We start from the raw sequence: 19,662 nt of genomic DNA, 5'->3' as shown, positions 1-19,662 counted from the left end.
CGAGGCCCCGGCCTCCCGAGACCCGCAGGGACGACGACTCTTGCGAGCACGCAGCAGCCGCATGGGGGCACCACCCACGCCGTTCAGGCAGTGGGGGAGTACCGGCGAAGAGGTGGGTCGATGAGCATGTACCGGGACCGGGTGCACCGAGGATCCGCCAGAGCCACCGTGCTGCGCACGGTCGGCACCCGCGAGCGGCGCACGCTGCTGACCGCCCCCCGGGTGCCCACCGTCGGCATCGACATCGGCGGCACCAAGGTCATGGCGGGGGTGGTCGACGCCGACGGCGCCATTCTGGAGAAGGTCCGCACCGAGACGCCGGACAAGTCCAAGAGCCCGCAGGTCGTCGAGGACACCATCACCGAGCTGGTGCTCGACCTCTCCGACCGGCACGACGTCCACGCGGTCGGCATCGGCGCGGCCGGCTGGGTCGACGCGGACCGCAGCAAGGTGCTCTTCGCCCCGCATCTGAACTGGCGCAACGAGCCCCTGCGCGACCGCCTCGCCGGCCGCCTGGCCGTCCCCGTCATGGTCGACAACGACGCCAACACCGCCGCCTGGGCGGAGTGGCGCTTCGGCGCCGGCCGCGACCAGGACCACCTCGTCATGATCACGCTCGGTACGGGTATCGGCGGCGCGATCCTGGAGGACGGCGCGGTCAAGCGCGGCAAGTACGGCGTGGCCGGTGAATTCGGTCATATGCAGGTCGTTCCCGGCGGCCACCGCTGCCCGTGCGGCAACCGCGGCTGCTGGGAGCAGTACAGCTCCGGGAACGCCCTGGTGCGCGAGGCCCGTGAGCTGGCCGCCGCCGACTCCCCGGTCGCGTACAACATCATCGAGCGGGTCGGCGGCCGGGTCGGCGACATCACCGGGCCGCTGATCACCGAGCTGGCCCGGGAGGGCGACGCGATGTGCGTCGAGCTCCTCCAGGAGATCGGCCAGTGGCTCGGCGTCGGCATCGCCAACCTCGCCGCCGCCCTCGACCCGTCCTGCTTCGTCATCGGCGGAGGCGTCAGCGCCGCCGACGACCTGCTGATCGCCCCGGCCAGGGACGCCTTCCGGCGCCAGCTCACCGGACGCGGCTACCGTCCCGAAGCCACCATCGCCAAGGCCCAGTTGGGTCCCGAGGCCGGCATGGTCGGCGCCGCCGACCTGGCCCGCCTGGTGGCCCGCCGCTTCCGGCGTGCCAACCGGCGCCGCGTCGAGCGCCACGAACGCTATGAACGGGCCGGCCGCCGATGACCGACACCGACCTGCACTCCGTGCACGACGACCACCAGCCGCCCGCGCCGCCGCGCGCCAAGCGCCGCCGTCCGCTGCTGATGGCGCTGATCGTCTTCCTGCTGATCGCGATCCCGGCCGGCTATATCGTCATCTCCGCCGAGCAGAGCCGCGACAGCGGCGAGGGCAAGGAGCTGGAGGCCGCCGCCACCGGCCTGACCAACGCCTTCCCCTCCAAGGTCCAGCAGCGGATCTACAACGTCCCGGTCCCGGTCGGCTCCACCCCGGTCTACTACTACGAGACCAACTCCTGGCAGACCAGCGCGCTGTTCGTGCAGTTCCGGACCAACGAGTGGGGCCTGGAGCACTACCTCGCGGCCGTCGGCACCAGCACCGCCGCCCTCAAGAAGGACCGGATGACCATCCCGCCCGGCCAGGCGTCCAAGGTCGGCTGGGACCTGGGCACCGACGGCCCGTGGGCCGGCACGACGACCACGGACCGGGCCCCGCACCCCTCCCAGCGGATCATGGTCAGCTACGACGAACCGGGGCACCCGGTGGTCTACACGGTCTCCACCGTGAAGTTCTGACCCGCTCCGGAGGCGTCCCGCAGATCCGGGGCAGGCGCTTCATGCCAGGCCCTCAAGGTCGTCGAGGACTTCCGCGGTGATGCCGAGAGCGGTCATCACGGCCCGGGGGCCGCCGGCGACGACGAACGGTTCATCGCCGGCCAGCCGCGGGCGTGGAACATGGTGCCGTCCGGGAGCCATACGAGGTCCTCGGTGTGCTCGGCGCCGCAGTGGACTTCCGCCCGGCCCACGAGGCGAACGCGGCAGCCCGGGCGGGGTCGTTGGGCGGAGTTCCGCCGCCGTTCACGGTGAACGGCGGCTGGAGGACGGTCAGTTCGTAACGGATTCCGCTGCCGGTCGTCATGCGGTCCGCGGGGAGCGTCCAGAACGTGGGCTCGGGCATGGGGCACAAGGTATCGGTGTGACGGAGCGGCAGTGTGGCCTGATTGCCGGTGCGGACGGCCCGGTGGACTGCATAGGCTCGGACTTCGGCCCAAGGCGGGACCACGCCCCGGCTCCGCTCACGTCGCTGACAGGGCGGAAAGCTACCGGCGGAATCCCGTCTCCCCGGCTCCGTGACTGACCACCACGGGGCGCCGGACGGCGGCCACCCGCCGCGTGGGCTCACGTACGCAGCCTGACACAGGGGGAAGAACGATGGCGATGGAGACGATCTTCCGCAGTAGTGATGTGCCGACGCCTGACCGGTTCGATGTCTGGCGGCAACACCTGGCCAAGACGATCTGCCCCATGGAGACCAGCAGCGAGCACTCCGGTGACTTCGACGGTGAGCTGCGCAGTCTCCAGCTGGGGCCGGTATCGCTTGTGCCGACGAAGGTTCAGCCGGTCACGGGGCTGCGGACAGCCAAGTTGATCCGGCAGTCCGACCCGGAGTGCTACACCCTCGCGCTCCTCCTGCGCGGAACCGTGGGAATTCGCCACGGCGGCCACGAAGCGGCGCACGGTGCACAGCAGATGTATGTCGTCGACACCTCACGCCCCTGGGAGACCGTGGCCGGCGCAGTGACATCGGTCGGAATGGGCATCCCCAAAACGCTGCTGCCCTTTCCTCCCAACAGCGTTGACCGCCTTCTCGCCCGCTCCTTGCCCGGCCGGGAAGGAATCGGGGGCCTGCTCGCGCAGTTCCTCAGGCAGCTGGCCACGGACACCACGCCCTACCGGCCCGCGGACACCACCCGTCTGGGCACGGTGGCCCTGGACCTGCTCACCGCGACCCTCGCCCACCACCTGGAAGCCGACAACCAGGTACCCCCCGAATCCCACCGACGCGCGCTGACCCTGCGCATCCAAGCCTTCATTCAGCGAAATCTGGCCGACCCGGACCTGCGGCCCCCGACGATCGCGGCCGCCCACCACATCTCCACCAGCTACCTCCACCGCCTCTTCCAGCACGAAGAGACCACCGTCGCCGCCTGGATCCGCCGGCAACGCCTCGAACGCGCCCGCCGCGAACTCGCCGACCCCACCTGGCGGACCACCCCCATCCACACCATTGCCGCCCGCTGCGGTTTCTCCCACGCAGCCGACTTCACCCGTACCTTCCGAACCGCCTATGGCATGCCACCAAAGGACTACCGGATGGCGACCTGCCCCTCCACGCGGTAGCCAGGGGTTCGAGGCGCCGGCGTTCGGACGTGCGTGACCTGGGGTCTAGTGGTGGTGGTCCATGGTGGGGACCACCATGACGGGGCAGGCAGCCGTATGGAGAGCCTCGGCGCTCACGGAGCCGAGCATCAGCCTGCGCAGTCCTGTACGGCCATGGGAGCCCACCACGAGAAGCGAGGCGCCTCGTGAGGTCTCGGCCAGAATGGTCGACGGACGTACCCGCTCCACACGGGTGCGTACGTCGACTCCGGGGTAGCGTCCGGCGCGTTGGGCGGCCTCGGCGTCCAGGATCCGCAGAGCTGCCTCGTCGAGAGCCTTGAAGTCCGGCGCGACCATGCCTGGCCCGACCGGCATCTCGCTGAAGTGGAGGTTCGCGTGCACCATCTCCAGGCGTGCCCCGCGGAGTGCGGCCTCGGCGAAGGCCGCGTCCACGGCTTCCCCCGAGACGTCGTTGATGTCCACCCCGACGACGACCCTGGCCGTCGGGTTCTCGGCCGCTTCGCCCGGCCGGACGATGATGACCGGGCATTCGGCGTGGGTGGCCACCTGCCAACTGACCGAGCCCAGGGGAAGCCGGGCGAATCCGCCGGTCCCGCGGTGGCCCAGGACCAGAGCGGCCGCCTTGGCGGAGCGCGCAAGGAGTTCTTCGGCCGCCCGGCCCGGTGCCGTCCGCGCTGTCACCACCACATTCGGGAACTCCGAGTGCACCCACGCCGCGAGCGGTTCCACGACCGCTGCGCCCCGCGTCTTCTCACTCGCTGACCCGCTGTTCCCGTCCGAGGCTCCACCAGCCCCGCCGAGAACATGAAGGAGGTGCAGCGGGCTGCCGTGCAGCTCTGCTTGCCGTGCGGCGTGCCGCACCACGGCGCGCGCGGCGTCGCTCTCCTCCTCGACCCCCACCAAAACGGGGCGGCTTGCTGCTTCGACGTCATACATCACGGAGCTCCTCTCCTCCCGGTCGTGGGTCAGATCTCCCTCCGGGGCATCTGGCTCAGCCGAGTACCCGTGCCTCCCGTCTCTAAGCACGCCTGCGGTCCTTGCCCCCGCTTGGGTTCGGCGGCCTGCTGAAAGCCCCAGGCCCAGGCTCAGGCCGTTCTCGCGGCGCCGCCGTACACAGTGTCCGGCGCCGGGGCGCCTCCCTCGCATCCGAGGCGCCCCGACAGGCCGGACTGCTGAGGAGGGCCGCTAGCTCTGCGGGACGTCCTTGACGAACAGCAGGCCGTCGATGTCCGCCAGATGGGCCGGGGCGAGCGGGGCGTAGCCGAACCAGGGGGACACCCGGGGCGCGGGCCGGGTGTCGCCGAGGGCGGCGGTCAGCCGCGGGGCGTCGATGACGCAGCGGTCCTCCGGGAGCGCGTACAGGAGTCCTTCGACGGTGTCCGGCGGCGGGGTGTCCACTCCCTGGTGCCGGATGGTGCCGAGGGCCGTGGCCACGAAGGCGTACTCCTCGCCGAGCTGGGCACTCACCAGCGCACCGGCGCTCCACCACTCCACCGGCCCCTGCCACATCTGCATCGCGCTCTTCGGCCGCTGAAGATGGGAGTTGTGGGCGTGGACGAGTGCCGGGCACCGTGCGGCGATGGCGAGGAGATTGTGAGCCATCATCAGATCCCGCAGCGCGCACAGCCGGGTCATACGGGCCGGTGAGGTGTCGGCCATCCAGTAGTGGTAGCGCAGCAGGCCGGTCGCGGTGCGCCCGTACAGACGCGCCCGGTCCCCGTCCTCCCGCGAGGCCGTCGTGATCAGGTGCGGTATCCGGGTGTCGAGCAGCGCCACCAAGTCGTCGGCGAGCAGCCGCAGTTGGGCGGCCTCGGCCGACTGCCCCACGGACTGGGCCGGGTCCATCATCGCGTCGGGATTGGTCCACCGGTCGTCGGCGCCGAGCAGTCGGTCGAGCGTTTCCCCGGTGCAGGGGAGCAGGTCCGCGTCCACCCGGGCCGAGAGGTAGCCGTGGAGCGCGGTGAGGGCCTGCCGGGGGCTCGCGGCGCCGGTGATCTCCAGCGGGCCGTCGAACCCGGCGAAGCGGAGCTGCTCGGACGCGGGCCGGCCGTCGTTGTAGGCGCGCATCCAGCGCACGAGCTCACGGTTGGCGGCGGAGGCGCCGAACCCGTGGCTGAATCCGTGCTCCATCACTTCGTCGAGAGTGTCCGTGCCTGACGAGGTGACGTAGTCGTCCACGACCAGGCCCCGCAGGCAGTCGCTCTCGATCGCGATCGTCCGGTAGCCCTCGTGCTCGACGAGCTGCCGGAAGAGCTCGTTGCGCAGGTCGAGCAGAGTGTCCTCACCGTGGGTGGGCTCGCCCAGGGCGAGCAGTCGCGGCCGGGCCGGGAGCAGCCCCATGACGGCAGCGGCCTCGACGGCATGGACGGAGTCCTTGATGTCAGTAGCCATGCCTTCAACGGTATCGTTGAACCTTCGGTTGAAACTTTTCCACGATCGCGGCGGGACCATGGCACGAAACCTTCAAAACGGCGAACGCCTCAGGCCGGTTGACCTGGCACGTAAGCACGGTCTGTCCACGCAGGCGGTCAGGAACTACGAGGAGGCCGGCATCCTCCCGGCCGCCGGCCGCACACCCCACGGCTACCGCACCTACACCTCACTGCACGCGGCGGCGCTGCGCGCGTTCCTGGCCCTGGTGCCCGGCCACGGCCACCAGACGGCGACGTCGATCATGCGGGCGGTGAACGAGGGCGCGGCCGAGGAGGCGTTCCGCCTCATCGACGAGAGCCACGCCCAGCTCCTCGACGACCGCCGCACCCTCCAGGCCGTGGAGAGCGCCCTGCGCGACCTGGAGCCCGCGACGGCATCCGGGCCTGATGCGGGGCCCGAGCCGGCCGCGGCGCCCGGGGCCGGCGGCACGTTCATCGGGCCGCTGGCGGGGAAGCTCGGCATCCGGCCCGCGACGCTGCGCAAATGGGAGCGCGCCGGGCTGGTGCGTCCGCGCCGCGACCCGGTGACCGGGTACCGCGTCTACGACGAGGCCGACGTACGGGACGCCCGGCTGGCCCACCAGCTCAGGCGGGGCGGCTACCTGCTGGAGCAGATCGCCCCGCTGCTCGCCCAAGTACGGGCGGCCGGCGGGCTGGAGCCCCTGGAAGGCGCCCTGCGCGACTGGCACGGCCGGCTGTCCGCCCGCGGGCGCTCGATGCTGACCGGGGCCGCCGAGCTGGACGCATACCTCCGCGCACGCGGCTGAGGCTTCGGTCCTGAGGCTTCGGCCGCGGAGTGAAGACCACTGTCGTACGTCGCCATGGCGGGCCGCCTATCTGACTTACCATCAGCCACCCGCCAACGACGTCGCGATCAGCGATCAGCGATCAACGATTCAAGGATCAGGTAGCGGCAGTAACCGTGGCGATGAGCCCATAGTCCAGCTCCGAACCATCGACGAGCAGCGCCTCGACCGTGCGCGTGCTGGGGTCGATGTCGGCCACGATCCCGTGTCCGGCGTAGCGGGGGTAGCCCGAGGCACCCGTCTCGCCCGTCGCCTCGACGACCGCCGATCGCACGGCTGAGTCCTCCACTGAGGCACCGCCCCTGTCCTCAACATGTTCGGGAATCAACAAGATCGTGAAGCGCCGCGGCTTTGTAGTCACGCTCCGATATTTAAGTCTCTGCACCACCAGCCGTGGGACAGGCGCGCGGCATCGGAGCTGCGATATGAGAGTGTTCGTCGGACCCGGATACGGCCTTGAGGCCAGGAGGGCGACCGCGTCGGCGATGGTCACGGCGGTCTCCCCGCCGCTGCCTCGTTCTCGGGCTGTCGGCATAGCCGAGCACGGAGCGGATCACCTGGCGCGACAGACGGGTGAGTCCCGCGCCGAATGCGGCGATCTCGCGAGGGCTGGGCCAGCCCTTCCGAGCGCAGCCCCTCCCGGCGCAAGCAATCCCCCACCCCCTGCAACCAGAGACGTTCATGAGATGACGTCGCCGCCTGGCCGGGCGGCGGGAAGGGAAGTTCTGTGACTGTGTGGGAAGCCGAGGGGCGAAGCGGAGCCCGCTGGGCGCTGGTCTCGGTCGCGTTGGGTGTCTTCTGCATCCAGCTCGACTCCTTCGCCCTCAACCTGGCCCTGCCGCACATCAAGGAGGAACTGGGCGTATCCGCCGGGCAGCTCCAGTGGGCGGTCAGCGCTTACCTCCTGTCGTGCGGCACGCTCATGTTGGGCGCGGGCCGGATGAGCGACCTGTTCGGCCGGCGCCGACTACTGATCGCGGGCTTGGCGCTGTTCGGACTGGCGTCGCTGGGATGCGCGCTGGCGCCCTCGCTGCCGGTGCTGGTGGCGGCCCGCGTGGTACAGGGCGCGGGCGGCGCGTTGATCATGCCGGCCGGACTGGCGCTGCTGACGAACGTTTTCCCGCCCGCCGTGCGCGGCCGGGCCACGGGGTGGGCGCTGGGCATTGGCGGCCTGGCCACCGCCTGCGGCCCGTTCGTCGGCGGCGCCCTGACCCAAATGGTTTCGTGGCGGGCGGTGTTCTGGCTCAACGTGCCGCTGGGCGTGGTGGCTGCCACCTGCGCCCGCCGGGCCCAGGAGTCGCGGGACACCACGGTCTCCGGGCGCGTCGACCGGCTGGGGCTGGCCACCGGGACCGCTGCCATCGCGGCTCTGGCCCTCTTCATCGACCGCGGCCCGGTGTGGGGCTGGGCGTCCCCCGCCGGGGCCGGTGTGCTGTGCCTGGTGGTGCTGGCGCTGGCGGCCTTCGTACGGATCGAACTCCGCACGGCCGATCCGCTGATCGAACCCGCGCTCTTCCGCAATGGCGCCTTCGTGGTGCTGACCGCGGCGGGCGCGGTGGCCAACGCCGCGACCGTGGTGTTCCTCTTCGTCGTACCGCTCTCCCTCCAAGAGGGCCGACAGATGACGCCGTTGGTGGCCGGGGTGGCGTTCCTCGCCCCCGCGGCGGCGATGGCCGCCGCGGGGCCCTTCGCGGGCCGGGTGACCAGCGTGCGCGCCGTACCGGTGATGGCGACGAGCCTGGGAGCGGGCGCGGTGGTCCTGCTGGGCGCGGCGTTCGTCTCCGGGCTGCCGCCGTACCTCGCTGCGGTCACCGCCAGTGGGGCGGCGCTGGGCGTCGGCAACGCCCTGACGCTGACCGCCACCCAGGGCGTGATCCGGCCCGAACGCGCCGGTGAGGCATCCGGGTTGACCAAGACGGTCATCACCGTCACGGCCGGGCTGGGCGTGGTCGCCGCAGGCCCCGCGGCCGACCCCGACGGCACCGCGGTGACCGGAGGCAACGGGCCCCTGGCCGTGGCGGGAGTCGGCTGCCTTGCGGCGTGCCTCCTGCTGGCCCTGTGGATGTGGGCCCGGCGCCGCCCGAGCGCTCGGAGGAGGCCGCAAGAGTCGGTGCCTTCGGCGACAGACAGCGTGGTGCGCTGAACCGCCGGCGTGCCCTTGTGCTCCTGCCGCATGACTCCTCAGCGGTCCGGTATCGCGCCGGTAGCCGCCATGCAAACAATAGTTGACGCTGCGTCAGATAGTCCGGATAGGAACGACACCGGCACTACCGCCCGGCGCGATTGACCGTACGATGGCGTATGGAGAGGGTGTGCGGGACCGGACGACACGCATGCACATGCATCGCCGTGTCGGCGTTTCGCCAGGTCATGCGCACGTGACGGTGACTTATGGAGGGGGCCATGACAGTCGACGATGTGCGCATCGGTAATCCCGCGCAGCTGCGCAAGGCAGGCACCGGAGCGACCGAGGTCGCGGGGGAGACCAATACGGCGGGCAAGCATCCGGTTGATGAGACCAGGGATGCGTCCAACGCCTTCAGCTCCCACAACTGGGATGGCGGGCTGGGCGGGGCGCTGGCCGATCTGGTGGAGATCTGGTCGAGTCAGACGGCCGCCCTGGTCGGGAAGTGCCGTTCTCTGGGCGCTCAGTGCACGGACACCGCCGACAACTACACCTCCGTGGAGACGCAGAACAAGGCGGCCATCGCCAACGCGGGTGCCAAGGGATCGAATTCCCCGTCGCCCTTCGGATGACCCCCTGCTGTCTTCTCTGAGCCGCGCTTGTCAGTCCGCAACTTCACACGGGGGCAACGGAAATGCCGACGTACGAACAGCTCTACCACCTTGACCTCGGCGCTCTCAAGACCGCTGTCGACCGCTGGGCCGAGGTACCAGGGAAATTCAAGAGACTGCACACCTCCTTCAAGGACCGTGTGAAGCAGCCCTTCGATGCGGCCGCTTGGGTAGGGCCCATGCAGGTCGCCGATCAGGCGCGCAACAAGGTGGACGTGTGCGCCGGGGAGTACGAGGACGCCGGCCTGGAGGCCAAGGGCATTCATGGGATCCTCGCCGACGCGCACAGCGAGCTGAAGCAGGCCAAGGCCGATCTGCGCCATCTCGCCGATGTCGAGGCCAAGGAACTGGGGCTGCACGTCACCAGCAACGGCGAGGTCCTCTCCCGAAAGCTCCTGGACCAGGATGCGTCCGGAGCCGACGCCCCGGACCAGGCGGATTCGCTGAAGGAGCAGCAGAAGGCCGATGCCTTCGCCGAGCGCCTCAGGGCCGTACTGGAGCGCGCCGCCGGCATCGACGAGACCACCTGCTGGGCGCTGCGCAACGACCTCGGGCGTCACAAGAACGACTTCAATGACAAGGGAATCGCCAAGACCCTCGAGGACGCCGCCGCCAAACGTGCGGCGGAACGAGCGGCGGAGCGTGCGGCGGATCGGCGGGCCAGGGCCGACGCCAAGCGGGCCGCGGAGCTGTCCGAGAAGGGCGACCTTTCCGATGAGGAGCTCAAGGAGTTGCAGCGGCTTGTGCACCGCAATCGCGACTCGCCGGAATTCAGTACCCACTTCTACAAGGCCCGGGGTGCGGAAGGGGCCATGGACGATTTCCAGGGCCTCTCCTGGCGCCTGAAGCAGGACTTTCCTGCCATCTCCTGGGAGCAGAAGAAGCTCTACGAGGACCTGCAGAAGGACCTCGGCCACTCCCTGGCGACGGCCACCAACCCGGTCAATGAGCCGCACCTGTCGGAGGAATGGAACAGCGAGCTGCGCAAGGAAGGCGCCGAGGATCCCGCAAGGTACAACGCCCTCGGTGCCGTGATGCGGCACGGCGAATACGACCCGAGCTTCCTTCTTCCGGTGGCCGAGCATGTCGCGCAGCTCCAGGCCGCGAATCCCAAGTCCTTCGACAGCACCGGCTTCATGGACGCACTGTCGAACAGCCCGGCGGCCGCCGAGGCGTTCTTCACCGAGCCGCCCCATGCGTACAACGAAGACGGTACGCCGAAGGACGGAGCTCCCGATCTCGGCACCGATGAAGACGGGAAGCCGATCACCAACTACTTCGATATGTACACGTCCGACGACTTCGAGTGGGTGACGTGGGAGGACTCGTCGTACAGCGATGAGGTGTTCGACACCGGGAAGGGGGGTGAGGGGCGCGACGCCTTCGGCAAGGCCCTCGAAGCGGCGCTCACGGGGCGTACTCCTGGCGATGACACCGAGAGTGCCGGCCCGCCGCACTCCGCTGGTCAGGCCGCGCTGATGCACGACGTGGTCGAGAAATTCGGGAACGACCCCGACGTCCTGAGCAAGGAGGAGCGAGGACGCTTTGCCTGCATCAACGACAGCCTCGGAAACATCACGGCCGAGTACATGCTGGATGTTCAGCGGGCCATGGCCGGCGGCGGTGACAGCGCATACTTCCCGACCCATGGCCAGGATGCCGATCTCTCCGATCTGAACAACGGCCCGTTGGCGGACTTCGTCGGAGCGGTGGGCAAGGACCCGGATGCGTATGGCGCGATCTCGCATGCGCAGCAGGCAGCCACCACACAGGTGATCACGAAGGCCGTTGAATCCTGTGACAACGAAGCGGACAGAGCTGCATTGGTCAAGGATGTGGTCCGGCCCGGAGTCACCGTCCAGGGCATTCTCGCCGAATCCCGTGGGGTCGCGACCTATGACGAGAAGATCGCCGAGGACGAGGCGTACAACAAGGGGCTGGATGAGGGGAGCATGTGGGCGGGCCGCATCGTCGACGCGAGCGTCGGGTGGGTTCCCATCGCCGGCCCAATGATCGGCTGGGGAGTCGAGGAATCGCAGGACGCCGTCAAGGAGAACTACCAACGGGACTCCAGTGACGATGCCGAGCAGGACGCCGATTCGTATGTCGAATCGAATCGGGAGGGCACCGCACAGGCGGCCCGTAGGGCGGCGGAGACTGCCGCGAAGCAGGCTGGATTGTCCTCCAGCGAGGTGCAGCGACTCGGCCTCGCCGCCTACAACGAGGCCAACGACGGGTACGACGACGGGCGCGGGCGCGAGCAGGGAATCGGCCGGCACCAGCAGTAGAGCGGCCAGGTTTCCCGCGTTCCGCAGGAGGCCGGGATCACCTTCGGGCCGCGGTGTCGGAGGGGAGTTCGGCGAAGCGGTCGCGATATGCGCTCGCGAAGCGGCCGAGGTGGAAGACGCCCCACCGGTAGGCGATCGTGCCGATGGGGTCGGTGGAGGCGAGGATGTCCGCACGGATCCGGTCGAGCCGCAGGTTGCGTACGTAGGACAGGGGCGAGAGGCCGAGCCGGTTGCGGAACGCCGAGCTGATGGTGCGCGGGCTGCACTGGGCGGCCCGAGCGATGTCACCGAGGCTGATGTGCTCGGTGAGGTTCGCCTCGATGAACGCGAGGGCTGCCCGCACAGCACGCGGGTGGCCCGGTGGCGGACCGTCGCGCAGCTCGGCCGTGTGCGAGTGCGGCTGGGCCAGGAGCAGGGCGGTGACGAGGGACCGCAGCTGGCTGCGCTGCACGTCCGGGCGCTGGAAGACGGGGTCTCCCGAGTCCAGCTGTTCGAGGAGGGAGCGGACCAGTAGCCGCACCGCCCGGCCCTTGGGCGTGGCCAGGTCCAGGGCGAAGTCAAAGCGTATGGGGGAGAGCGGCGGGTGCCCGGTCAGCGCACTGAACTCCTGGTCGACCAGGGCGGCGTCGATGCGCAGCCCCAGGAACCGCGTCCCGTGGGTACGCACGGGACGCAGTTCCTGGGAGTCCCCGGGGTTGACGACTCCCGCCGTCGACGTGTCCAGCGTCGCCCGCAGGCTGCCGCGCGCTGCCGAGATCGCGCCGGAGACGCCGAGGTTGACGAAGTAGGACCTGCGGCCCTCGGCCGAGGCGACGCGTACATCGAGCGGTGAGGCGAAGTAGCCCACCGCGAAATCGTGGGCGGCCACGCCGCGCAGTTCGTGATCGCCGCCGCACAGGCCGTCCAGCGGCGATGTGGTGACAGAGCCGCCGAAGAGCAGGGTGGCGGCGTTCAACAGGTCGACGGGGTTCCGGGACTTGCTGATGAGGTAGGTGCGCAGCGGCTCGGGCACGGCGTTCGCCTCCCTTGGCTGTTCGGCGGGCGTGCTCACATCGGTGGGGCGACGAACAGCCCCGGGTCCACGTCGTTGTGGGACTTGGCGGCGATGAACTCGTCCATCTCGTTGGCCGTGCCCCACTGATCCGCGTTGGCGGGGTCGCGCAGGTCGTAGAGGTGGGGGTGCCAGGTGTCCTCGTCCAGGATTTCCAGCTCGGTGGTGTACTCGACGGTGTTGCCGGCCCGGTCGAGGAAGTAGCTGAAGGAGTTGTCACCGGCACGGTGCCGCCCCGGCCCCCACAGCCGCTCGATGCCCATCCGCCGCATCCGGCCGGTGCCGCGCAGGAACTCGTCGATTCCGCGCATCTCGAAGGAGGCGTGGTGGAAGGCCGCGTGCGGCCCGCGCGCGATGCCGAAGCTGTGGTGATAGGTGTTGCACCGCAGAAACCAGATGATCTCGCCGCGGCCGCCGAGGCACATGGTGTCCGAGAGGCGGAACCCCAGGTGCCTGATGTACCAGGCAACCGTGGCCTCGGGGGTGGGGGAGTTCATCAGGACGTGGGAGAGGCGCACGGGGATCGGCTCGCGGGCCTCGATCCTGCGGTGCCGGCGCGGGGTGACGCCGGCGGAGACCTCCACCACGCGGCCCTCGTTGTCGAAGAAGCGGACCGCGTAGCCGCCGCCGGGGGTGTCCAACGGCTTCGGTTCGTGGACCAGCCGCACGCCCTGCGCGAGCAGCCGCGCGGCCAGGGCGTCGACATCGCCGGGGCCGGCGGCGCCGAAGGCGATCAGGTCGGTGCGCTTGTGGGCGTCCTCGCGCAGCCGTACCACGTACTGCTCCGGGGAGCCCTCGGCTGCCAGGAACGAGACACCGGTGTCAGCGGCGGTCTCCGTCAGCCCCCACAGCTCGGTGTAGAACTGACGCTGCTCGGCGAAGTTCGGCATGGCGACATCGATGTGCCGTAAGTGGGTGATCGGACTGCTGCCGTTGCTCATGGTCAACTCCCTGGTCCCGTGGGTCACTTCGCGCCGGACGGTCACGCCGGCTCGGCCATGAGCCGGTGGCCGGCATCCATCAGCGGATACGCTTCGCGATGGCGCTGCACCCGTTCCAGGCCGGCGATCGTCACCGAGGTCTCCACGAGCGTTCGGCACCGCTGCCTGCGCCGTCTCACGAACGCCTCGATCCCTGCCCCGACCGACCGGTGCCGCCCGAGCTCTTCGGCCAGCACCAGCCCGTCCTCGATGGCGAGAGCCGCGCCGCTGGCCATGTGCGGTGCGGGCGCGTGCGCGGCGTCGCCGATGACGACGGCGTTGCCCCGGTTCCAGGCGCCTTCCAGGAACGCGGTCAGCACCGGGCGGCGCACCACCGACTCCGACCCGGACACCAGAGGGCGGATCTCCGCCACCCGGCCCGGGAAGGCTTCCAGTAACTGCTTCAGGCGCGGGGCGAGTTCGGCCTCGGGCAGAACGCTCTGCTCCACCCCGTTCTCCGTCAGGAACACATACGCCTGGCTGACCGAGATGGGCACCAGGCCGGCCGTGTCGGTCCTCCCGGCGAACTGGTGGATCCCGGTGGCCCACTGCGGGCGGGGCACCAGAGCCCGCCAGACCATCTGCCCGTGATAGTCGGGCGAGGTCTCAAGGCCCAGCAGGCTCCGCGTCGTTGAGCGGATCCCGTCCGCGCCCACCAGCAGCGCGACCTGCCGGACCGTCCCGTCCGACAGCTGCACGTGGACCAGCCCCCCGTCCTGGTCCACCGCAGTGACGGTCATTCCCTGATGGACGACCACGCCGCGCTGCTCGGCTTCCGCGTGCAGGATGCGGTGCAGCACGGGGCGCGCTATCCCGGCCATCGCCGGTCGCCGCGCACCGAGCAGGCGCGGTGGCCGGGCCTGGCCAACGGGTTCGCCGTCCACGTCCAGGTGCGTGATCACGCCCATGCCGTAGCCCTCGGTCAGACAGGCGTCCGCGAGACCCAGCCCGGCCAGCGCGCGCAGCGCGGGACCGGTCAGGCATAACCCCCAGCCGGAAGTCGCCCTCGACGGGTTGAGCTCAGCGATCTCCACCTGCCATCCCGCGCCTGCCAGGGCAGCGGCCGCTGTCAGACCGGCGACGCCCGCGCCCACGATCATGGCCGTACGCGCACCGCGATAGCTGTCCATGTACGCCTCCAGAGCGGCTGCTTTTTCGAAACCGTACGCTCCGTCGGCGCTCCGCCTTGTCCGAATCAGGCGCCGAGCATCCGCTGTCCGCAATCGGCTGCCTGATGGGCGACTGCGTCTGGTGTGGAGGAGTTGATGTCCGGCCTGTCCCGGGATGTGTACGCATGCGGCGCGGCGCGACCAGCGTGGAGGAGGCACTGCGGAAGATCCTTGTGTGCCACAGATGTGCAGGAATGGTAGCCAAGAGTTTTGAAGATGTTACGGACCAGACATGCACAGCGTGCCTACCATGGCCAACTTGTTCAGACGAGTTATTCGCACGCGTCGCACCCCCCACGCGAATTCCCGTGTGACCCTTGTGCCCCGTTGTGTACCCCTCTGGAGAGACCGTGATCGAGACCCTGCCGAGATCCGCCGTCCTTGCCGGTGGCCTCGTCGCCGCCACATTCGTCCTCAGCGCCTGTGGCGCGGGCCCCGACGCGTCGACCAACGCCGACGGCGAGAGCGCGGCCACCGCGATCACGGCCAAGGACTTCGGGGGCATGGACGCGCTCGTCAAGGCAGCCAAAGCGGAAGGCACGCTGAACGCCATCGCGCTTCCCCGCGACTGGGCCAATTACGGCGCGCTGCTCGACGGCTTCGAGAAGAAGTACGGCATCAAGGTCAAGGTGGAGAACCCGGACGGCGCCAGCCAGGACGAGATCGACGCCGTCACCTCCCGCAAGGGCCAGGACGGGGCGCCCGACGTCCTCGACCTCGGCAGCTCCTTCGCGTACAGCGCCGCCCAGAAGGATCTGCTCGCGCAGTACATGGTCGCCGATTTCATTGACATCCCCGACGGCCAGAAGGACACGATGAGCCGCTGGTACAACGGCTACGGCGGCTATATCTCCATCGGCTGCGATGCCGATCGCGTGAAGACCTGCCCGACCACCTTCAAGGATCTGCTCAAGCCGGAGTACAAGGGGAAGGTCGCGCTCAACGGCAACCCCAACAAGTCGGGTTCGGCCTTCGGCAGTGTGTACGCGGCCGCCCTCGCCAACGGCGGCTCCTTCGACTACATCCAGCCCGGCCTGGACTTCTTCGCCAAGCTCAAGAGGAACGGCAACTACACGCCCGTCCAGTCCACCGCGGCCACCATCATCAACGGCCGGACGCCGATCGTCCTCGACTGGGACTACCTCAACGCCAGGTACACCGACGAGTTCAAGAGCAAGGGGCTCGACTGGGAGGTCACGGTCCCGGAGGACGGCAAGTTCTCGCAGTACTACTCCCAGGCCATCAACAAGGAAGCCCCGCACCCGGCGGCCGCCCGGCTGTGGCAGGAGTACCTCTACAGCGCCGAGGGCCAGAACCTCTGGCTCAAGGGCTACGCCCGCCCGGCCCTGATGGCCGCCATGGAGAAGAACGGCACGCTCGACAAGACCGCGGCCGCCAAGCTGCCGAAGGTCTCCGGCACGCCGAGTATCCCGAGCGAGTCGCAGCTGGACTACGCCAAGGCTGACATCGCCCAGGGCTGGGGCAAGGCCGTCTCCAGATAGCCGCGACCCTCACCAGGCCCGACGCGGTGCCCGCCGTTTCTCCGGAGCGGCGGCACCGCGCGGCCGGCTGCGCCGTGTGAGGCGGCGTGGGCGATCACCCGGGCTCGCTCCCGGATGCGGCAATCGGCGATGTCAGTGCCGGTCCACGACGCGCAGCGTCCTCACGGCCGGGTCCGCGGCGCCGCGTACGTGACCGTTGGGCGCTGCCGCGGTGCGGTGGAAGAACTCGACGAGCTCGGCGGTGATGACCTCTCCGGGCAGGACGTTGGGAATGCCGGGCGGGTACGCGGCGAGCGTGTCAGCGGACACCCGCCCGACGGCCTCGTTGGCCGGCACCGTGCGGCTGGGCGCGAGGAACGCCGCACGGGTGGTCATCTCGACGGCGCCGGGCGAGGGCAGCCGCAGCCGGCTCGCCGGAGCCTGTGGGCCGAGCGGGCTCGGGAGGGCATGCAGGGCCTCCATGAAGCGGTCGACGTCGGGCGCCGCGCCTGCGCCGACCACGGCGACGATGGCCGAGTCGGTGGCGACCTCGACCATGATCCGGTGATCACGCATCAGGCGCCGGCGGGCCTCGTGCCCGGAGATGCCGCCGGCCCGGGTGTCGAGGGGTACCCGCAGCGGGTCGGCGGAGACGATGTCGGGGAAACGCCCGAAGTCGTCGCTGACCACGCGGAACCGGCCGGCGGAGCGGACCTGGGAGCGCATCTTGTCCGCTGCGTCCAGGGAGGCGCTGATCCGGTCCTGGCCGGTCACGAGAGTCTGGCGGGCCACGTCGAGGGAAGCCAGGAGCAGTGCGCTGGCGCTGGTCGACTGGGTCAGGTGGAAGGTCCGCTGGATCAGGGGCTCCAGGGTGTCGGCGAAGGGTCCCTCGGCGAGGTGCAGCATCGCGGACTGGGTGAGGCTGCCGGCCAGTTTGTGGGTGCTGGAGATGACGATGTCGGCACCCTGTGCCAGGGCGTTCGCCGGGAGTTCGGGGTGGAAGCCGAAGTGCGATCCCCAGGCTTCGTCGACGATGAGCGGGATGCCCGCGGCGTGGGCCACCTCGGCGCAGGCGCGTACGTCGGCGACGGCGCCGAAGTAGCTGGGCGTCACCAGGTAGGCGGCGGCCGCTTCCGGGTGGGCGGCGATGGCCCGGGCCAGGTCTGCCGGGGTCACCCCGTGTGCGATGCCCAGGCCGGCGTCGACCGACGGATGGACGAAGGCGGCCTTCTGGCCGGAGAGGACCAAGCCGTCGATGACGCTGGAGTGGACGCTGCGCTGCAATCAGTGTCTCGCCGAGTGCCCGGGTGATCAGGGTCGCTATCCGATTCCCTTGGGAGGCGCCGTTGGTGAGGAACCAGGTCCTGCGTGCGCCCCAGGCGTCTGCCGCCAGAGCGAGCGCCTTGTCCATGGGGTTGCCGGTGCCCAGGTCGATGCCCTCCAGCAGCGGCGGCAGGTCCAGCCGTAGGGGGGCGTCGCCGACGAGCTGTGCGAGCGGGCCGAAGTGCGGTGCATCGGCGGAGTGTCCGGGGACGTTCAGCCGCAGCCAGTCCTCGCGGGCGTAGGCGTGAACGGCCTGGGCGTAGGGGGCCGTGTGCTGGGCGGTGCGCGTGGTTCGGTGAGTCACACGTCGCAGCATCACAGGGAGCAATACTGAGAGGAATACTCTGCTTTTATGGAGGGCTCCAGAGAAAATCTATAGCTCACCCTCCTCTCAGGACTGGTCCGCCATGCTCGAACTGCGCCATTTCCAGGTTCTGCGCGCCATCGCCCACGAGGGTTCCCTCGCCGGCGCCGCCCGAGCACTCCGCTACACCCAGCCGACGGTGACGTACCACCTCGCGACCCTCGAATCGCACTTCGGTGCACCGCTGTTCCACCGAGGACCCCGCGGGGCAGTCCTCACCGAGGTCGGAGAGGCGCTCCTGCCGCACGCGGAGGCGGTCCTGGAGCGCACCAGGCTCGCCGAGCAGGAGATCCGTGGCCTGGTCGAACGCGGCACCATGACCCTGCGCGTGGGGACCTTCCCCACGGCCGGTGCCTTGCTGCTGCCCCCGGCCGTCCGCACCCTCCACCAGCGGGGAGTCCATGTCACGTTGCGCGAGGGGGAGCTGCCGGCCCTGCTTGCCGCGCTGCGCTCCCGGGAACTGGACCTGGCCCTGGTCTTCTCCCAGCCGGGGGACCCGCTCGACCTGGGGGCGGAGTTCGTCGTCCATCCGCTTGTCGAGGACCCCCTGCTGCTGGTGCTGCCTGCCGACCATCCACAGGCGGAGCTGGCCCGCGTCCCGCTGACGGCACTGCGCGAGGACGGCTGGATCATGGGCACCACCGACTGGGACCCGTGCGACCGCCTGCTGTCCTGGGCCTGCGCCCGGGAGGGCTTCGAACCCGTGCGGGTCATGCGGACCGACGACTACGGGGTGCTGCAAGGATTCGTCGCCGCGGGTATCGGCGTCGCACTCGTCCCGCGTCTGGGACTGGGCAGCCCCCGAAAGGACCTCGCGATCCGGCCGGTCGACGGACCGGTGCTGGCCCGGCAGATCGGAGTCGCGGCGCTGCGCACCACCACGGCCGGCAGCGCCGGCCGGCTGCTGGCCGAACTGCGGACCGTGGCCGAGCGGATCCAGGCCGGGCACGGTGGCACGGACCCCTTCCCGGCGACCACCTCGGCCGGTGACTCCGCTGACTCCGCCGGGCAGCCCACCGTCGACCGCGAACCGCCGGGAGCGCCGTCCAGCAGGTGAAGAGCCGTGCCGGCGGCCTCGTCCGGCACGGGCAAGTCGCTTACACCCGCGGCCGGTTGAGCAGGCGGGAGAGGACGATCACGCTCTCGGTGCGGTCGATGACGGGGGCCTCACGGACCCGCTGAATGGCCTGCTCCAGGTGCGCGATGTCGGCGGCGAGCATGTGCAGCATCGCATCCGCCGCGCCGGAGACGGTGCACGCCTCGACCACTTCCGGGATCTCGTCCAGATTCCGTCGCAGTTCGGCGGGAGAGGGATTTCCCTTGCAGTACACCTCGACGAACGCCTCGGTCCGCCACCCCAGTGCCTGGGGGTCGATGAGCGCGGTGAACCCGCGAATCGCACCCGTGGCGACGAGCCGGTCGAGCCGGCGCTTGGCGGCGGGCGCGGACAGCCCGGCCGCTTCACCGATCTCGGCATAGGTACTCCGGGCGTTCCGCAGAACGCAACGGATGATCTCTTCGTCGACAGCGTCCACGCTGCCACCTCCCCAAGAGAG

General features: G+C 70.0%; 18 protein-coding genes and 2 pseudogenes. 9 read left to right on the top strand and 11 right to left on the bottom strand.

Annotated elements, in window-relative coordinates:
- Positions 1-120: 120 nt before the first annotated feature.
- On the top strand, positions 121-1,242 hold the full coding sequence (locus ACFWJW_RS21400; protein ID WP_387243523.1) for an ROK family glucokinase: 1,122 nt from the start codon (positions 121-123) through the stop codon (positions 1,240-1,242).
- Positions 1,239-1,811: a hypothetical protein gene (locus ACFWJW_RS21395; protein ID WP_387243520.1), complete on the top strand. Its 573-nt coding sequence runs from the start codon at positions 1,239-1,241 to the stop codon at positions 1,809-1,811. The genes ACFWJW_RS21400 and ACFWJW_RS21395 overlap by 4 nt, the downstream gene beginning before the upstream one ends.
- A gap of 39 nt (positions 1,812-1,850) precedes the next feature.
- Here the strand turns inward: ACFWJW_RS21395 and ACFWJW_RS21390 are convergent, their stop codons facing one another.
- The 3 genes and pseudogenes from ACFWJW_RS21390 to ACFWJW_RS21380 all read right to left on the bottom strand — a co-directional run.
- A complete protein-coding gene (locus ACFWJW_RS21390) occupies positions 1,851-1,991 on the bottom strand; it encodes a hypothetical protein (protein ID WP_387243562.1) in 141 nt (46 codons plus the stop codon).
- Positions 1,991-2,041 (bottom strand): annotated as a pseudogene (locus tag ACFWJW_RS21385) (hypothetical protein); the annotation flags it as partial. The pseudogene ACFWJW_RS21385 and the gene ACFWJW_RS21390, both read right to left, overlap by 1 nt.
- Positions 2,042-2,062: 21 nt before the next feature.
- Positions 2,063-2,193: pseudogene (locus tag ACFWJW_RS21380) on the bottom strand (hypothetical protein); the annotation flags it as partial.
- A 254-nt stretch (positions 2,194-2,447) separates the two neighbouring features.
- On the opposite strand from ACFWJW_RS21380, the gene ACFWJW_RS21375 reads away from it, so the two are divergent.
- On the top strand, positions 2,448-3,416 hold the full coding sequence (locus ACFWJW_RS21375) for an AraC family transcriptional regulator (RefSeq protein ID WP_387243517.1): 969 nt from the start codon (positions 2,448-2,450) through the stop codon (positions 3,414-3,416).
- A gap of 45 nt (positions 3,417-3,461) precedes the next feature.
- On the opposite strand, the gene ACFWJW_RS21370 is transcribed toward ACFWJW_RS21375, so the two are convergent.
- Together ACFWJW_RS21370 and ACFWJW_RS21365 are read right to left on the bottom strand one after the other, a co-directional pair.
- Positions 3,462-4,352, bottom strand: coding sequence for a universal stress protein (locus tag ACFWJW_RS21370; RefSeq protein ID WP_387243515.1), 891 nt, complete (start codon positions 4,350-4,352; stop codon positions 3,462-3,464).
- Between the two features lie 249 nt (positions 4,353-4,601).
- Positions 4,602-5,807 carry an erythromycin esterase family protein gene (locus ACFWJW_RS21365; protein ID WP_387243512.1) on the bottom strand — a complete coding sequence of 402 codons (1,206 nt, stop codon included), beginning with the start codon at positions 5,805-5,807 and terminating at the stop codon, positions 4,602-4,604.
- A gap of 58 nt (positions 5,808-5,865) precedes the next feature.
- Between ACFWJW_RS21365 and ACFWJW_RS21360 the strand changes: the two genes are divergently transcribed.
- Positions 5,866-6,615 (top strand): TioE family transcriptional regulator, encoded by a 750-nt coding sequence (locus ACFWJW_RS21360; RefSeq protein ID WP_387243509.1) that lies wholly within the window; start codon positions 5,866-5,868, stop codon positions 6,613-6,615.
- Between the two features lie 136 nt (positions 6,616-6,751).
- Here ACFWJW_RS21360 and ACFWJW_RS21355 read toward each other — a convergent pair whose 3' ends face one another.
- Positions 6,752-7,015: a hypothetical protein gene (locus ACFWJW_RS21355; protein ID WP_387243556.1), complete on the bottom strand. Its 264-nt coding sequence runs from the start codon at positions 7,013-7,015 to the stop codon at positions 6,752-6,754.
- Positions 7,016-7,381: 366 nt separating this feature from the next.
- On the opposite strand from ACFWJW_RS21355, the gene ACFWJW_RS21350 reads away from it, so the two are divergent.
- From ACFWJW_RS21350 to ACFWJW_RS21340, 3 genes are all read left to right on the top strand, one after another.
- A complete protein-coding gene (locus ACFWJW_RS21350) occupies positions 7,382-8,797 on the top strand; it encodes an MFS transporter (protein WP_387243506.1) in 1,416 nt (471 codons plus the stop codon).
- A 260-nt stretch (positions 8,798-9,057) separates the two neighbouring features.
- On the top strand, positions 9,058-9,411 hold the full coding sequence (locus ACFWJW_RS21345; protein ID WP_387243503.1) for a hypothetical protein: 354 nt from the start codon (positions 9,058-9,060) through the stop codon (positions 9,409-9,411).
- A 62-nt stretch (positions 9,412-9,473) separates the two neighbouring features.
- Entirely contained in the window at positions 9,474-11,738 is a 2,265-nt protein-coding gene (locus ACFWJW_RS21340) for a hypothetical protein (protein WP_387243500.1), read from the top strand.
- 37 nt (positions 11,739-11,775) lie between these two features.
- Here ACFWJW_RS21340 and ACFWJW_RS21335 read toward each other — a convergent pair whose 3' ends face one another.
- The 3 genes from ACFWJW_RS21335 to ACFWJW_RS21325 are packed head-to-tail and all read right to left on the bottom strand — an operon-like array spanning position 11,776 to position 14,899.
- Entirely contained in the window at positions 11,776-12,750 is a 975-nt protein-coding gene (locus ACFWJW_RS21335) for an AraC family transcriptional regulator (RefSeq protein WP_387243497.1), read from the bottom strand.
- A 35-nt stretch (positions 12,751-12,785) separates the two neighbouring features.
- Positions 12,786-13,730: a VOC family protein gene (locus ACFWJW_RS21330; RefSeq protein WP_387243494.1), complete on the bottom strand. Its 945-nt coding sequence runs from the start codon at positions 13,728-13,730 to the stop codon at positions 12,786-12,788.
- Between the two features lie 41 nt (positions 13,731-13,771).
- Complete coding sequence (locus ACFWJW_RS21325) at positions 13,772-14,899, bottom strand: FAD-dependent monooxygenase (protein WP_387243491.1); 1,128 nt, start codon at positions 14,897-14,899, stop codon at positions 13,772-13,774.
- A gap of 389 nt (positions 14,900-15,288) precedes the next feature.
- Here ACFWJW_RS21325 and ACFWJW_RS21320 point away from each other — a divergent pair, with 389 nt between their 5' ends.
- Entirely contained in the window at positions 15,289-16,440 is a 1,152-nt protein-coding gene (locus ACFWJW_RS21320) for an ABC transporter substrate-binding protein (RefSeq protein WP_387243489.1), read from the top strand.
- 132 nt (positions 16,441-16,572) lie between these two features.
- Here the strand turns inward: ACFWJW_RS21320 and ACFWJW_RS21315 are convergent, their stop codons facing one another.
- Entirely contained in the window at positions 16,573-17,703 is a 1,131-nt protein-coding gene (locus ACFWJW_RS21315; protein ID WP_387243486.1) for an aminotransferase class I/II-fold pyridoxal phosphate-dependent enzyme, read from the bottom strand.
- Positions 17,704-18,149: 446 nt separating this feature from the next.
- Here ACFWJW_RS21315 and ACFWJW_RS21310 point away from each other — a divergent pair, with 446 nt between their 5' ends.
- Positions 18,150-19,163 carry a LysR family transcriptional regulator gene (locus ACFWJW_RS21310; protein ID WP_387243483.1) on the top strand — a complete coding sequence of 338 codons (1,014 nt, stop codon included), beginning with the start codon at positions 18,150-18,152 and terminating at the stop codon, positions 19,161-19,163.
- 40 nt (positions 19,164-19,203) lie between these two features.
- On the opposite strand, the gene ACFWJW_RS21305 is transcribed toward ACFWJW_RS21310, so the two are convergent.
- Complete coding sequence (locus ACFWJW_RS21305) at positions 19,204-19,641, bottom strand: Lrp/AsnC family transcriptional regulator (protein ID WP_387243480.1); 438 nt, start codon at positions 19,639-19,641, stop codon at positions 19,204-19,206.
- Positions 19,642-19,662: the final 21 nt, after the last annotated feature.

The organism is Streptomyces sp. NPDC127097 (assembly GCF_042724075.1).
Lineage (GTDB): Bacteria > Actinomycetota > Actinomycetes > Streptomycetales > Streptomycetaceae > Streptomyces.
Note: the sequence above shows the minus strand (reverse complement) of the source record. Positions and strands in the feature narration are given on the sequence as shown.